Source organism: Microbacterium sp. ARD31 (assembly GCF_031844425.1).
Genome location: NZ_JAUZVE010000093.1, coordinates 1 through 15,418 on the forward strand (window position 1 = coordinate 1; position 15,418 = coordinate 15,418).

11 protein-coding genes are annotated in these 15,418 nt (G+C 68.7%); 10 read left to right on the forward strand and 1 reads right to left on the reverse strand.

Going from position 1 to position 15,418, the window contains the following annotated elements; all coding sequences use genetic code 11:
- The 3 genes from Q9S36_RS50150 to Q9S36_RS50160 all read left to right on the forward strand — a co-directional run.
- Positions 1–2,746, forward strand: a 2,746-nt coding sequence (locus Q9S36_RS50150; protein WP_311292206.1) for a DNA-directed RNA polymerase subunit beta, incomplete at its 5' end; no start/stop codon positions are given.
- A 41-nt stretch (positions 2,747–2,787) separates the two neighbouring features.
- A complete protein-coding gene (gene rpoC, locus Q9S36_RS50155) occupies positions 2,788–6,663 on the forward strand; it encodes a DNA-directed RNA polymerase subunit beta' (protein WP_311292207.1) in 3,876 nt (1,291 codons plus the stop codon).
- 181 nt (positions 6,664–6,844) lie between these two features.
- A complete protein-coding gene (locus Q9S36_RS50160; protein WP_311292208.1) occupies positions 6,845–7,438 on the forward strand; it encodes a hypothetical protein in 594 nt (197 codons plus the stop codon).
- A 4-nt stretch (positions 7,439–7,442) separates the two neighbouring features.
- Here the strand turns inward: Q9S36_RS50160 and Q9S36_RS50165 are convergent, their stop codons facing one another.
- Positions 7,443–8,051 (reverse strand): hypothetical protein, encoded by a 609-nt coding sequence (locus tag Q9S36_RS50165; protein ID WP_253036096.1) that lies wholly within the window; start codon positions 8,049–8,051, stop codon positions 7,443–7,445.
- A gap of 131 nt (positions 8,052–8,182) precedes the next feature.
- Here Q9S36_RS50165 and Q9S36_RS50170 point away from each other — a divergent pair, with 131 nt between their 5' ends.
- The 7 genes from Q9S36_RS50170 to fusA all read left to right on the forward strand — a co-directional run bounded on the left by Q9S36_RS50170 (position 8,183) and on the right by fusA (position 15,288).
- Complete coding sequence (locus Q9S36_RS50170; protein WP_311292209.1) at positions 8,183–9,280, forward strand: ABC transporter; 1,098 nt, start codon at positions 8,183–8,185, stop codon at positions 9,278–9,280.
- Between the two features lie 16 nt (positions 9,281–9,296).
- Positions 9,297–9,764: a hypothetical protein gene (locus tag Q9S36_RS50175; protein WP_311292210.1), complete on the forward strand. Its 468-nt coding sequence runs from the start codon at positions 9,297–9,299 to the stop codon at positions 9,762–9,764.
- Positions 9,765–9,829: 65 nt separating this feature from the next.
- Positions 9,830–10,489 carry a hypothetical protein gene (locus Q9S36_RS50180; protein WP_064003465.1) on the forward strand — a complete coding sequence of 220 codons (660 nt, stop codon included), beginning with the start codon at positions 9,830–9,832 and terminating at the stop codon, positions 10,487–10,489.
- 53 nt (positions 10,490–10,542) lie between these two features.
- Positions 10,543–11,946 carry a DUF5684 domain-containing protein gene (locus tag Q9S36_RS50185; protein ID WP_311292211.1) on the forward strand — a complete coding sequence of 468 codons (1,404 nt, stop codon included), beginning with the start codon at positions 10,543–10,545 and terminating at the stop codon, positions 11,944–11,946.
- Positions 11,947–12,251: 305 nt separating this feature from the next.
- A complete protein-coding gene (gene rpsL, locus Q9S36_RS50190) occupies positions 12,252–12,620 on the forward strand; it encodes a 30S ribosomal protein S12 (RefSeq protein WP_018171438.1) in 369 nt (122 codons plus the stop codon).
- A gap of 5 nt (positions 12,621–12,625) precedes the next feature.
- The gene (gene rpsG / locus Q9S36_RS50195) at positions 12,626–13,096 is read left to right on the forward strand and encodes a 30S ribosomal protein S7 (protein ID WP_018187368.1); all 471 of its coding nucleotides are present in this window, start codon (positions 12,626–12,628) and stop codon (positions 13,094–13,096) included.
- A gap of 77 nt (positions 13,097–13,173) precedes the next feature.
- On the forward strand, positions 13,174–15,288 hold the full coding sequence (fusA, locus tag Q9S36_RS50200) for an elongation factor G (protein ID WP_308210394.1): 2,115 nt from the start codon (positions 13,174–13,176) through the stop codon (positions 15,286–15,288).
- Positions 15,289–15,418 lie beyond the last annotated feature (130 nt).

Consider the following 15,418-nt stretch of genomic DNA (forward strand, 5'->3'; position numbering starts at 1 on the left):
GAAGGACACGATCCTCACCAAGGAGGACGCGCTCCGCGACATCTACCGCAAGCTCCGTCCGGGCGAGCAGGTCGCCGCCGAGGCCGCCCGCGCGCTGCTGGACAACTTCTACTTCAACCCGAAGCGCTACGACCTCGCCAAGGTCGGTCGGTACAAGATCAACCAGAAGCTCGGCATCGACAAGCCGCTCAGCGACTCGGTCCTGACCGTCGAGGACATCGTCGCGACGATCAAGTACCTCGTCCGCCTGCACCGCGGTGACGTCAGCTACGACGGCGTCCGCGCCGGCAAGCCCGCCGAGATCCGCCTCGACGTCGACGACATCGACAACTTCGGCAACCGTCGCATCCGCGCCGTCGGCGAGCTCATCCAGAACCAGGTCCGCACCGGTCTGTCCCGCATGGAGCGCGTCGTCCGCGAGCGCATGACCACGCAGGACATCGAGGCGATCACGCCGCAGACCCTGATCAACGTCCGTCCCGTCGTGGCCGCGATCAAGGAGTTCTTCGGAACCTCGCAGCTGTCGCAGTTCATGGACCAGAACAACCCGCTCGCGGGTCTGACCCACAAGCGTCGCCTCTCGGCGCTTGGCCCCGGTGGTCTCTCGCGTGAGCGTGCCGGCGTCGAGGTCCGTGACGTCCACCCCTCGCACTACGGCCGCATGTGCCCGATCGAGACCCCGGAAGGCCCGAACATCGGCCTCATCGGTTCGCTCGCATCGTTCGCGCGCATCAACGCGTTCGGCTTCATCGAGACGCCGTACCGCCGTGTCGTGGGCAACAAGGTCACCGACCAGATCGACTACCTGACGGCCGCCGAAGAAGCGGACTACGTCGTCGCGCAGGCCGGTGTCGAGCTCAACGCCGACGGTACGTTCGTCAACGACCGCATCCTCGCCCGTCGCGGTCAGGGTGGCGAGGTCGACCTGTTCCCGGTCGATGAGATCGGCTACATGGATGTCTCGCCGCGCCAGATGGTGTCGGTCGCGACCTCCCTCATCCCCTTCCTCGAGCACGACGACGCGAACCGCGCCCTCATGGGTGCGAACATGCAGCGTCAGGCCGTCCCGCTGCTGCGCAGCGAGTCGCCGATCGTCGGTACGGGTATGGAGGGCTACGCGGCCATCGACGCCGGTGACGTCCTCACCGCCGAGAAGGCCGGTGTCGTCTCCGAGGTCTCGGCCGACGTCGTCACCGTCCAGCTCGACGAGGGCGGCACGCAGGACTACTTCCTGCGCAAGTTCGACCGCTCCAACCAGGGCACCTCGTACAACCAGCGCGTCGTGGTCTCGGCCGGCGACCGCGTCGAGGTCGGCGAGGTCATCGCCGACGGCCCCGCCACGGAGAACGGCGAGCTCGCCCTCGGCAAGAACCTCCTCGTCGCCTTCATGACGTGGGAGGGTCACAACTTCGAGGACGCCATCATCCTCAGCCAGGAGCTCGTGAAGAACGACACGCTCTCCTCGATCCACATCGAGGAGTACGAGGTCGACGCTCGCGACACCAAGCTCGGCAAGGAGGAGATCACCCGTGACCTCCCCAACGTCAGCCCCGACCTGCTGAAGGACCTCGACGAGCGCGGCATCATCCGCATCGGCGCCGAGGTTCGCCCCGGCGACATCCTCGTCGGCAAGGTCACGCCCAAGGGTGAGACCGAGCTGTCGGCCGAGGAGCGCCTGCTCCGCGCGATCTTCAACGAGAAGAGCCGCGAAGTCCGTGACACCTCGCTGAAGGTGCCCCACGGCGAGCAGGGCACGATCATCGCCGTCAAGGAGTTCAACGCCGAGGACGGCGACGACGAGCTCGGCTCGGGCGTCAACCGCCGCGTCGTGGTCTACATCGCCCAGAAGCGCAAGATCACCGCCGGTGACAAGCTCGCCGGCCGCCACGGCAACAAGGGTGTCATCGCGAAGATCCTGCCCGTCGAGGACATGCCCTTCCTCGCGGACGGCACCCCGGTCGACGTCGTGCTGAACCCGCTCGGCATCCCCGGTCGAATGAACTTCGGTCAGGTCCTCGAGACCCACCTCGGCTGGGTCGCCAAGCAGGGCTGGAAGGTCGACGGTTCGCCCGAGTGGGCTGCGAAGCTGCCCGAGCAGGCCCGCGAGGCCGCGCCCGGCACGAAGGTCGCGACCCCGGTGTTCGACGGTGCGTTCGAGGAGGAGATCGCGGGTCTGCTCGACTCGACGAACCCCACCCGCGACGGCGAGCGTCTCATCGACAGCTCGGGCAAGGCGAAGCTGTTCGACGGTCGCTCCGGCGAGCCGTTCCCGGCTCCGATCTCGGTCGGCTACATGTACATCCTGAAGCTGCACCACCTCGTCGACGACAAGATCCACGCACGCTCGACGGGCCCCTACTCGATGATCACCCAGCAGCCGCTCGGCGGTAAGGCCCAGTTCGGTGGCCAGCGCTTCGGTGAGATGGAGGTCTGGGCGCTCGAGGCTTACGGTGCCGCATACGCACTGCAGGAGCTGCTGACGATCAAGTCCGACGACATCGTGGGACGCGTCAAGGTCTACGAAGCCATCGTCAAGGGCGAGAACATCCAGGAGCCCGGCATCCCGGAGTCGTTCAAGGTCCTCATGAAGGAGATGCAGTCCCTCTGCCTGAACGTCGAGGTCCTCTCGGCCGACGGCACCGAGGTCAACCTGCGCGACAGTGACGACGAGGCCTTCCGCGCAGCGGAGGAGCTCGGCATCAACATCTCCACCCGGTTCGAGTCGACGTCGATCGACGAGATCTGACCCGCACCGGCAACGAACAGAATTCCGACACAGGAGAATCAGTGCTCGAGTCACACACCTTCGATCAGCTTCGTATCGGTCTCGCCACCGCCGACGACATCCGTCGTTGGTCCTTCGGCGAGGTCAAGAAGCCCGAGACCATCAACTACCGCACGCTGAAGCCCGAGAAGGACGGCCTCTTCGGAGAGCAGATCTTCGGACCGTCCCGCGACTGGGAGTGCGCCTGCGGCAAGTACAAGCGCGTCCGCTTCAAGGGCATCGTCTGCGAGCGCTGCGGCGTGGAGGTCACCAAGTCCTCCGTCCGTCGTGAGCGCATGGGCCACATCGAGCTCGCCGCCCCCGTCACCCACATCTGGTACTTCAAGGGCGTCCCCTCGCGCCTGGGCTACCTGCTGGACATGGCGCCGAAGGACCTCGAGAAGGTCATCTACTTCGCCGCCTACATGGTGATCTCGGTCGACGAGGACGCACGCCACCGCGACCTGCCGACCCACGAGGCGAACCTCCGCCTCGAGATCAAGAACATCGCCGACCGTCGCGACGCCCGCGTCGCCGACCGCCTGCAGAAGCTGGAAGACGAGCTCGCCGCCCTCGAGGCGGAGGGCGCCAAGGCCGACCAGAAGAAGAAGGCCAAGGACGCCGCCGAGAAGGAGATGGCCACCATCCGCAAGCGCGGCGACGAGCAGGTCGCCAAGCTCGAGCGGATGTGGGACGAGTTCCGCAATCTCGAGGTCGGTCAGCTCAAGCAGGAAGACGACATCTTCCAGGAGCTGCAGGACCGCTTCGGTCAGTACTTCGAGGCCTACATGGGCGCCGAGTCGATCAAGCGTCGCCTCGAGGCGTTCGACCTGGCCGCCGAGGCCGAGTCGCTGCACCTGCAGATCTCCGAGGGCAAGGGCCAGCGCAAGATCCGTGCGATCAAGCGCCTCAAGGTCGTCAACTCGTTCCTGTCGACCGGCATGAGCCCGGCCTCGATGGTGCTCGACGTCGTCCCGGTGATCCCGCCGGAGCTGCGTCCCATGGTCCAGCTCGACGGTGGCCGTTTCGCCACCAGCGACCTGAACGACCTGTACCGTCGCGTGATCAACCGCAACAACCGTCTCCGTCGCCTGATCGACCTCGGTGCCCCCGAGATCATCGTCAACAACGAGAAGCGGATGCTGCAGGAGGCCGTCGACGCCCTGTTCGACAACGGCCGCCGCGGTCGTCCCGTCACGGGTACCGGCAACCGCGCCCTCAAGTCCCTCAGCGACATGCTGAAGGGTAAGCAGGGTCGCTTCCGCCAGAACCTGCTCGGCAAGCGCGTCGACTACTCGGGCCGTTCGGTCATCATCGTCGGCCCGCAGCTGAAGCTGCACCAGTGCGGTCTGCCCAAGCAGATGGCGCTCGAGCTCTTCAAGCCGTTCGTGATCAAGCGCCTCATCGACCTCGGTCACTCGCAGAACATCAAGGCCGCCAAGCGTGCCGTCGAGCGCACCCGTCCCGAGGTCTGGGATGTGCTCGAGGAGATCATCCGCGAGCGTCCCGTGCTGCTGAACCGTGCGCCCACGCTGCACCGTCTCGGCATCCAGGCGTTCGAGCCGCAGCTCGTCGAGGGCAAGGCCATCCAGCTCCACCCGCTCGTCTGCGCCGCCTTCAACGCGGACTTCGACGGTGACCAGATGGCCGTGCACCTGCCGCTGTCGGTCGAGGCTCAGGCCGAGGCCCGCGTGCTGATGCTCGCCTCGAACAACATCCTCAAGCCGTCGGACGGCCGCCCGGTGACCCTGCCCTCGCAGGACATGATCATCGGTCTGCACCACCTGACGACCATCAAGGAGGGTGCTGCCGGTGAGGGTCGTGTGTTCGGCTCCGTCGGCGAGGCGATCCTGGCCAAGGACGAGGGCACCCTCGACCTGCAGGCCAAGGTCCGCATCCGCGTCCCGGGTCTGACGTTCCTCGAGGGCGAAGCGCCCGAGGGCTACGAGCGCCACGGTCTGGTGGATGCCTCGCTGGGTCAGGCGATCTTCAACGACACGCTCCCCAAGGGCTACCCGTTCGTCCGCGAGCAGGCCGACAAGGGCAAGCTGTCGCAGATCGTCAACAAGCTGGCCGAGGAGTACCCGAAGACCGAGGTCGCGGCATCCCTCGACCGGATCAAGGACGCCGGCTTCTACTGGGCCACCCGTTCGGGTGTGACCGTCGCCCTCAGCGACGTCCTCACGCCGCCGAACAAGAAGGAGATCGTCGCCGCCTACGAGAAGCAGGCCGCGAAGGTCCAGGGCCAGTTCGAGAAGGGTCTCACCACCGACGCCGAGCGTCGTCAGGAGCTCATCAAGATCTGGACCGAGGCGACCGACGAGGTCCAGAAGGCGATGCGGGACAACTTCCCGGCCGACAACACCATCAACCGCATGGTGAGCTCGGGTGCCCGTGGTAACTGGCTGCAGATCCGCAACATCGCGGGTATGCGAGGCCTGGTGAACAACCCCAAGGGTGAGATCATCCCCCGTCCGATCATCTCCTCGTACCGCGAGGGTCTGTCGGTGGCGGAGTACTTCATCGCGACGCACGGTGCCCGTAAGGGTCTGGCCGACACGGCCCTCCGTACCGCCGACTCGGGGTACCTCACGCGTCGTCTCGTCGACGTCTCGCAGGATGTCATCATCCGCGAGGAGGACTGCGGCACGACCAAGGGTCTCGAGTTCACGATCGCCGCTCCCGGCACCGACGGCACGCTCGTGCGTGACGCCAACGTCGAGAACTCGGTGTTCGCCCGTACCCTCGCCGCCGACGTCGTCGACGCGCAGGGCACCGTCCTGGCCGAGGCCGGCGACGACGTGGGTGACGTCCTCATCGACAAGCTGGTCGCCGGTGGCATCGAGAGCATCAAGGTGCGCTCGGTCCTCACCTGTGACTCCGCCGTCGGTGTGTGCGCCAAGTGCTACGGCCGTTCGCTGGCCAGCGGCAAGCTCGTCGACATCGGTGAGGCCGTCGGCATCATCGCCGCCCAGTCGATCGGTGAGCCCGGTACCCAGCTGACGATGCGTACGTTCCACACCGGTGGTTCGGCATCGGCGGACGACATCACCCAGGGTCTGCCCCGTGTCCAGGAGCTGTTCGAGGCTCGTACCCCCAAGGGTGCGTCCCCGATCGCCGAGGCCGACGGTGTCATCAAGATCGATGAGACCGAGAAGGCCAAGAAGGTCATCCTGACCCCGGACAACGGCGACGAGCCGCACGTCTACCCGGTCCTCAAGCGCGCCACCCTCCTCGTCGAGGACGGCCAGCGCGTGGTGGTCGGTCAGCCGCTGCAGGTCGGAACGCTCGACCCCAAGGAGGTCATGCGCGTGCAGGGTGCCCGCGAGGTGCAGAAGTACCTCGTCGGCGGCGTGCAGGGCGTGTACCGCTCGCAGGGTGTGCCGATCCACGACAAGCACATCGAGGTCATCGTGCGCCAGATGCTGCGCAAGGTCACGGTCGTCGACCACGGCGAGACGGACCTGCTGCCCGGTGAGCTGGTGGACTTCAAGCGCTACCAGCAGATGAACCGCGAGGCTGTCGCGGCGGGCAAGCGTCCCGCCTCGGGTCGCCCCGAGCTGATGGGTATCACGAAGGCGTCGCTCGCGACGGAGTCGTGGCTGTCGGCCGCGTCGTTCCAGGAGACCACCCGCGTCCTCACGCAGGCGGCCATGGAGGGCAAGAGCGACCCGCTCGTCGGCCTCAAGGAGAACGTCATCATCGGAAAGCTCATCCCCGCCGGCACCGGCCTTGCGAAGTACCGCAACGTCGTGGTCGAGGCGACGGAGGAGGCCAAGAGCGAGCGGTACCCCAACCGCATCTTCGCCTCGGACGGCGCGTACAGCGACGCCGACCTGAGCTACGTCGACTTCGACAGCTTCTCGACCGACGACTTCACCCCCGGCAGCTACAACTGATTGAGGTGAGAGACGAGCGAGCTTGCTCGCTCGGCCGAGCCGATTGAAGTTGTCGAGCGACGAAGTCGCGAGAACAACTGATCGAGGTGTGATCGTCTGACCGAAGGCCCCCGGGATCTCCCGGGGGCCTTCGGCGTCGTATCCGCGGGGCAGGGAGCCGGAGGCCGCTACCCTGGGACGCATGGCACGGGTGGGAGGGCGCAACGCCGGCTTCGCGTGGTTCGTCGGCGTGGTGAGCGCGGCGATCGTCGTGACGCTGCTGGTCCTCGCCGTGCCGATGTTCCCGGCTGCGTCGCGGTGGATCGCCGAGGCGGCCGGTGTGCCGCAACCCACGGCATCCGCTGCTCCGACTTCGGCACCTCTCGGCTGTCGCGACCTCTACAACGAAGCGGCGTGGGCGGGTCTGCGCTGGACGGAGGGCGCCGAGATGGTCGCCTCGACGGATGCGCCGGTGTCGACGGCCTCGGACGTCGTCGCCGCCCTCGAGCCGCAGGTGATCGTCACCTGCACCTGGACCTCTGGGCGAGGAGAGATCTCCACGACGGTCGCGACGGTGCCTCCGGATGCCGGGGCCATCGCGACGGCTGCGCTCCCGCCGCTCGGGTTCGAGTGCGGTCCCGAGGGTGACCGGGTCCGCTGCTCCCGCACCGACGGCGACCTTCTCGAGACGATCGAGGCCGGCGGCGGCCGGTGGGTCTCGACGTCGCAGCAGGCGTGGCACCCGACCCGTTACGCGGACGGCGTCGCCGCCGCCGTCTGGTCCCGCGCAGGCTGAGCGCTCAGCCCCAGATCGACCGGACGATCGCTGCCGTGTACCCCTGGGGTGCGAGGTTGGAGTACTGCGTGTCGATCGCCACCCCGTCGCGCCAGTAGACGGTGCGCCCGACGGGGAGCCCGAGCTCGTCGGTGCCGCTCTTCTCGCACCGCAGTCCCTCGTCCGGCTCGTAGCAGGTGTAGCCCTCGTCGACACCGAGCAGGTAGAGCGCATCGCGCGCCTCGCGTTCGGGGGAGTAGCCGACGACGGTGACGAGGCTCGTGCGACTCGCGCCGGGGTCGGCCCACACGCACACGCGGCTGCTGTCGGGTCGGATGCCGCCGCCCATGCCCGGCGCGTTGAGCGGGATGCCCTGCAGGGTGTCCAGGATGCCCGGGGTCAGGATGCTCTCGCAGTCCTTCGGCAGCGGCGTGGTCGAGGTCGACGGGCCGAACGGGAACTCCGCGATGGCGACGGGCGTGACGGTCGGGCTGGGGGTTCCGGATGCCGCATCCGTCGGCGCGGGCGGCACCGCGTCGGGCTCGGGGGCACAGGCCGTCACGGCGCCTGCGAGGGTGAGGGCGGCGAGGGCGCCGACGAGCGCACGGCGGATGCGGGGGCGTCGGCTCGACATGGGGTCCACGATACGTCTCGACCCGGACGCGGCGTCGAGACACGTCGGGGCGCCTCCGCGGCGGGTCCGGGCGCCGACGATACGCTCGCAGCAGCGGTGGCGCACGCCTCCGCGTGAGGAGTGACACCGCCATGAGCGACCCCCAGTTCGGCGAGCGGAATGAACCGACGCGCGAGCCTGCCTACGGCGAGCCCGTCGAGGAGCCCACGTCCACCGGCGAGCCCCGCGACGTCGACCACGTCGTCGGCAGCGCCAACGACAGCCTCGCCGAGGCCGAGGCCGCCTCGCGCACCACCGAGGACCGCCGTCGCGGTGACGCGGACTTCACCGCGACCGACCGCGGTTCGGACCTGTCGATCGACTACGGCAAGTACAGCGAGCCCGACGCGCCCGTGACGGCCTCTGCCGTCGAGAGCGAGCCGCTGTACCGTCCGGCGGCGACGGAGACGGACTCCGAGGCATCCACCGCCCACACCGACGTCGTCGACGCGCCCGCGCGCCACGATGACGCCCCGGAGCCCGCCACGACCGCGGCTCCCGCCGCTGCTGCGGCGGCCCCGGCCGTCGCCACCGCGGCCTACTCGCACGCCGACCAGACCCCGACGACGGTGACCTCGAGCGAGCCCGCCGCCACAGGCGCGCCCACAGCGGTCTACTCGCAGCAGCCGATCTTCGTGCAGGCCCCCGAGGCACCGCGCGCACGCGGCAACCGCGGTGCCGCCGGCGCCATCGGTCTGGTCGCCGCGCTGGTGTTCGCGCTCCTCTACCTGGCCGCCACGCTCGGTCTTGCAGCGCTCGACGAGCCGATCGCGCTCGCGGACCTCGGCAGCCGCACCCTCGAGATCCTCACCACCTGGGCGTTCTGGGTGCCGGTGGCGGTCTTCTTCCTGGGCTTCTGGATCCTCGGCGCCTTCATCAACCGCGGTCGTTGGGGTCTGTGGGTGGTCTTCGGGCTGCTCGTGGGCGCCGCAGCCTACGGCGGTCACCTGCTCGGCCAGCTGTTCCAGGCACCGTTCTGGTCGATCGCGCCGTCTCAGGCTGCCCAGCTCATGGGGGAGCAGCTCCTCGCCCCGCTCGCCGTCATCGCGTTCGTCCTCGGTCGCGAGATCACGGTGTGGTTCGGTGCCTGGGTCGCGCGTCGCGGTCGTCGGGTGACCGAGCTCAACGACGAGGCCCAGCGCGAGTACGAGCGCACGCTCGAGGCCGGACCGCAGCTCCAGCAGTACTGACAGGCGGCCGCGGCAGGTGTCGCCGTCCCCCGGTGTCGCGCCGCCGATCGCCGCGTTCTTCGCGACGATCGGATTCGCGGCGCTCGCGATCTTCGGCTTCGGCTTCACGAGCCTGCTGACCGACACCGACGTCCTCGCCGAGCCGGCGCTCGGCCAGGGCGCCGGGATCACGGCGATGCTCCTCGCGGCACTCGTCTTCGCGGCCACCGGATACGGAGCGATCCGCCGCGGCCGCTACGTCGGGGCGCTCTGGGTGGCGGCCGCGACGCTGGCCGCCTATCTCGTCGGGATCGCGGCCGGCGGCATCCTGACGGGGGCGGATCCCGCGGTGGCGGTCGGTGCCGTCGGCGACTTCGCGGTGTCGTGGTACCTCCTCGTCCTGGCGGTGACCGCGGCCGTCGCGGCGTGGGCCGGGATCGCGCTCGGGCGCACGCGGGCGAGCAGACCGCAGTGGCCGTGGGAGCGCGCCGACGACGAGGAGTGACGGGCGACGGCATCCGGCACGGCGCAAATGCCCCGATCGACGCGGATCTCCGCGACAATGGAGCCGTGGAGCGCTCGCTCGAGACGCAGGTGGACCAGGCCGTCGAGGCCTGGCTGCGCTGGTTGCCGCGCTGGGAGCCGGCCACGCACCGCGGCCGGGTCGCTCCCTGCCGGCGGTGCCTCGGGTCTCCCGTCCTCTCGGCGGCGGGTCTCGGGTCCGACGTGCCGCACGGGGTGCAGCACGGTCTGTCGACCCGGATCAAGACGATCGTCGACAACGCCGTCGCGCACTACACCGCACGCAACCTCCCGATGCTGCAGGCCGAGCTCGACCAGCAGGCCGACCGCAACCGGTCCCGCACCTACCGGCCCGCCGAGGGGCTCGAGCCGGAATTCGACGGCCTGCCGATGGACCCGGATCCCGTCCCCGGCGCCCCCTTCCTGTTCACGATCGCGGGTCTGGCGGATGAAGCGGATGCCGCGGTGCCCGCGCTCCCTCCGCTCACCGAGGACGCGAAGGCGGCGCTCCGTCAGGAGGTCCGCCTCGCCGACGAGTACGCGAGCATGGTGGGGCGCGAGGTATGCACGATCCTGCTGCGGCATCGCCTCCGGATCCAGACGGCCGTGGCCCAGTACGTCGAGCCCCAGATCGCGGCACTGCTCGACGAGTTGACCCGGTCGCTCGACGCCCCGTTCGATTCGGGCGACGGTCTTCCCGGGGTCTGACGCGGCTCCGCTCCCTTCCGCGGGGGCCGATCCTGCTCACTTAGGGTGGGGGGATGATCACGGGTGTCGACAGCGGTGCGGGTGTCGTCCTGGGACTGCTCGCCTTCGTCCTCGGTGCGGCAGTGTACGTGTGGGTCGCCCTGGCGCTCTCGGCCGCCTTCCGGAAGATGGGCGAGGAGCCCTGGCGCGCATGGGTGCCCCTCCTCAACATCGGCGTGCTGCTGCGCTGGGGCGGATTCTCGATGTGGCTCACCCTCCTCGTCCTCGTGCCGGGTGTCGGCCCGATCGCCGTCTGGATCCTCCTGATCCTGACCGTGCACCGGCTGAACCCCGGGTTCGGTTACGGCGGCGGGATGACCGTCGTCGGGGCGCTCCTGTTCCCGGTCTGGGCGACGATCGTGGGGTTCGGTCCTGCCGAGTGGCGCGGCGCGCGCCCCGCCCATCTGCATCCCGATCCGGCGGCGCGGCCCGCGTCGCCTCCCTACGCGCCGTTCGGATCCCTCGGGACGGACTTCGGCGCGCCGGTGCCGCCGCCACCCTTCCCGGCGCCCGCCCCTGCGCCGGGTGACGATGCGCGGCCGGGTCCTGCGGCCGCCCCGGCGTCACCGGTCGCGCCCCAGCCCTGGGCGCCGCAGACCTCCGCGGCAGCGGCTCCCGCTGATGCGTCGACGCTCGGCGCCGAGCCGGGGGCGACGGGGGAGCAGCCCGACCCCACCGCTCCGACGCCGACGATGCGTTCCGGCAGCGCGCTGCCGGCAGTCGCCGACACGTCCACGACTCCGCCGCAGGCGCCGTTCCCGCCGCAGGCCGCGCCTCACGCGCCCCGCGACGCGAGCCCTCCCGTCGCCGCCGCGCCGGGCATCATCTCGTCGGTGCCGGGGCGCGACGAAGCGCCCGTCACGCGTCTCCGTCCGCCGGCGTTCGGCGCCGACCGAGACGAACGCGACGTCTTCCCCGAGCTGACCGGTGAGGTGTCCGCCATCCCGGGCTCGCCGGCCGCGGGCGCTCCCGTGTCGGCGAGCTCCTCGGTCTCGGCGCAGGAGCGCGAGCAGCAGGAATCGGCCCCCGCGCCGTGGGGCGAAGACCTCGAGCGCACCGTCGTCGTGCGTCGCGGGCACGCGCGGTGGGGACTCGTGCTCCCCGACGGCTCCACCGCCGACCTGTCGGGCGACGTCGTCATCCTGGGGCGCAACCCCGTCGCCGACCCCGCGCATCCGCGTGCCCAGCTCCTTGCGATCGCCGACCCGACGCGGACCGTGTCGAAGACCCATGCCCGTCTCGAGCGGCGCGGCGAGGTGTGGCGCATCGTCGATCTGGGGTCGACCAACGGCATCCTGCTGCCCAGTCCCCTCGGCACGGACGTCGAGGTCGAGCCGGGCGGGGCGGCGGAGGTCGCCGATCGGTTCCTCCTCGGCGATGCGGCGCTCCGACTGCAGCGGACGGATGCCGGTTCCTGACCGACGGCGATCCGCACCTGAGCACTCGCGGTGAAGTCCGCCCTCGTTTGACCCGACTTCGTCATCCCGCGTATCATTGATCGGGTGTGCGCACACGCGCGCCATGCGACGTGCCCCGGCACGGGACAGGCGAGGCGAGCGCACCAGGGACAGGGCCTGCGAACAGGCCACCCCCACGGCATATCCATCACTCCCGTTCGTCGCGCTCGCGGCGTGCAGATGGATCTGTGGTGAAACCACGAACGCTGTCACCGTGCAGCACCTGTGCCCGGCGCGAGCCGCGCGCAGATCGACAAGGAGAGAACGTGCCAACCATTCAGCAGTTGGTTCGCAAGGGTCGCTCGCCCAAGGTCTCGAAGACCAAGGCGCCCGCCCTGAAGGCGAACCCGCAGCAGGCGGGTGTCTGCACCCGCGTGTACACGACCACGCCCAAGAAGCCGAACTCGGCGATGCGCAAGGTCGCCCGTGTGAAGCTCCGCAACGGGACCGAGGTCACCGCCTACATCCCCGGTGAGGGCCACAACCTGCAGGAGCACTCGCTCGTGCTCGTCCGCGGTGGTCGTGTGAAGGACCTCCCCGGTGTGCGTTACAAGATCGTCCGCGGCGCCCTGGACACCCAGGCTGTCAAGAACCGTAAGCAGGCTCGCAGCCGCTACGGCGCCAAGAAGGGTTGAGCTAGATGCCTCGTAAGGGACCCGCACCCCGCCGCGTCGTCGTCAACGACCCGGTCTACGGTGCTCCGATCGTCACCCAGCTGGTGAACAAGATCCTCGTCGACGGCAAGAAGTCCATCGCCGAGGCCATCGTCTACAACGCCCTCAAGGGTGTCGAGGCGAAGAACGGCCAGGACGCCGTCGCGACGCTCAAGAAGGCGCTCGACAACGTCCGCCCCACCCTCGAGGTCAAGAGCCGCCGCGTCGGTGGCTCGACCTACCAGGTTCCCGTCGAGGTCAAGCCGCACCGCGCGAACACGCTCGCGCTGCGCTGGCTCGTCTCGTACGCGAAGGGTCGCCGTGAGAAGACCATGACCGAGCGCCTCCAGAACGAGATCCTGGATGCCTCGAACGGCCTCGGTGCCGCGGTGAAGCGCCGCGAGGACACCCACAAGATGGCCGAGTCGAACCGCGCCTTCGCGCACTACCGCTGGTAATCAGCACCTCGGCGACCGGCCGGGTCACCCCCGGCCGGTCGCCCCGCGACATCCGTCACTACACGTAAGGACACCCCGTGGCACAAGAAGTGCTCACCGACCTCAACAAGGTCCGCAACATCGGCATCATGGCGCACATCGATGCCGGCAAGACGACGACGACCGAGCGCATCCTCTTCTACACGGGTGTCAACCACAAGCTGGGCGAAACCCACGACGGCGCCTCGACCACCGACTGGATGGAGCAGGAGAAGGAGCGCGGCATCACGATCACGTCGGCCGCCGTCACCTGCTTCTGGAACAAGAACCAGATCAACATCATCGACACCCCGGGTCACGTCGACTTCACGGTCGAGGTGGAGCGCTCGCTCCGCGTCCTCGACGGTGCCGTCGCCGTCTTCGACGGCAAGGAGGGCGTCGAGCCCCAGTCCGAGACCGTGTGGCGTCAGGCCGACAAGTACGACGTCCCCCGTATCTGCTTCGTCAACAAGATGGACAAGCTGGGCGCGGACTTCTACTTCACCGTCGACACGATCGTGAAGCGCCTCGGCGCCAAGCCGCTCGTGCTGCAGCTGCCCATCGGTGCCGAGAACGACTTCGTCGGCGTCATCGACCTCGTCGAGATGCGCGCACTGGTGTGGCCCGGCGACGCCAAGGGTGACGTGACCATGGGCGCCAAGTACGAGGTTCAGGAGATCCCCGCCGACCTCAAGGACCGCGCTGAGGAGTACCGCCAGCAGCTGCTGGAGACCGTCGCCGAGAGCGACGAGGAGCTCCTCGAGAAGTTCTTCGGTGGTGAGGAGCTCACGATCGCCGAGATCAAGGGCGCCATCCGCAAGATGACGGTCGCCGGCGAGCTCTACCCCGTGCTCTGCGGCTCCGCGTTCAAGAACCGCGGTGTCCAGCCGATGCTCGACGCGGTCGTCGACTACCTGCCGTCGCCCCTCGACGTGCCCGCCATCGAGGCGCACGACCCGAAGGACGAGGAGAAGGTCATCGAGCGTCACCCCGACGCCAACGACCCGTTCGCCGCGCTGGCCTTCAAGGTCGCCGTGCACCCGTTCTTCGGTCGCCTGACCTACATCCGCGTCTACTCGGGTCAGCTCGACTCGGGCGCGCAGGTCATCAACTCGACCAAGGGCAAGAAGGAGCGCATCGGGAAGATCTTCCAGATGCACGCCAACAAGGAGAACCCGGTCGACGCGGTTACCGCGGGCAACATCTATGCGGTCATCGGCCTGAAGGACACCACCACCGGTGACACCCTCGCCGACCCGAACGAGCCCGTCGTCCTCGAGTCGATGACGTTCCCCGAGCCCGTCATCGAGGTCGCGATCGAGCCGAAGACCAAGGCCGACCAGGAGAAGCTGGGTGTCGCCATCCAGAAGCTCGCCGAAGAGGACCCGACCTTCCGCACCGAGCTCAACCCCGAGACCGGTCAGACGGTCATCAAGGGCATGGGCGAGCTGCACCTCGACATCCTCGTCGACCGCATGAAGCGCGAGTTCCGCGTCGAGGCGAACGTCGGCAAGCCGCAGGTCGCGTACCGCGAGACGATCAAGAAGACCGTCGAGCGTTACGACTACACGCACAAGAAGCAGACCGGTGGGTCGGGCCAGTTCGCGAAGATCCAGTTCGCGCTCGAGCCCCTCGAGGTCACGGCCGACAAGACGTACGAGTTCGAGAACAAGGTCACCGGTGGCCGCATCCCGCGCGAGTACATCGAGCCGACCAACCAGGGCTTCCAGGACGCCATGCAGGTCGGTGTGCTCGCCGGCTTCCCCATGGTGGGCGTGAAGGCGATCCTCATGGACGGCGCGTCGCACGACGTCGACTCGTCCGAGATGGCGTTCAAGATCGCGGGTTCGATGGGCTTCAAGGAGGCTGTCCGCAAGGCCAGCCCCGTGCTGCTCGAGCCGCTGATGGCCGTCGAGGTCCGTACTCCCGAGGAGTACATGGGCGACGTCATCGGCGACCTGAACTCGCGTCGTGGCCAGATCCAGTCGATGGAGGACGGAGCGGGCATCAAGATCGTCCGCGCCCTCGTCCCCCTGTCGGAGATGTTCGGCTACATCGGCGACCTGCGCTCGAAGACTTCGGGCCGCGCGGTCTACGCGATGGAGTTCGACAGCTACTCCGAGGTCCCGCGCGCGGTGGCCGACGAGATCGTCCAGAAGACCAAGGGCGAGTAACACTCGTTCTTCGGATGCCGGGGGCCCGGCCCCCGGCATCCGCCCAAACTGAATATCGTCACGTCAACTACACTGACAACATCCCCGTAGAAACCCGGTCGCAATCCAGCGCCCGGATGACTACACGACA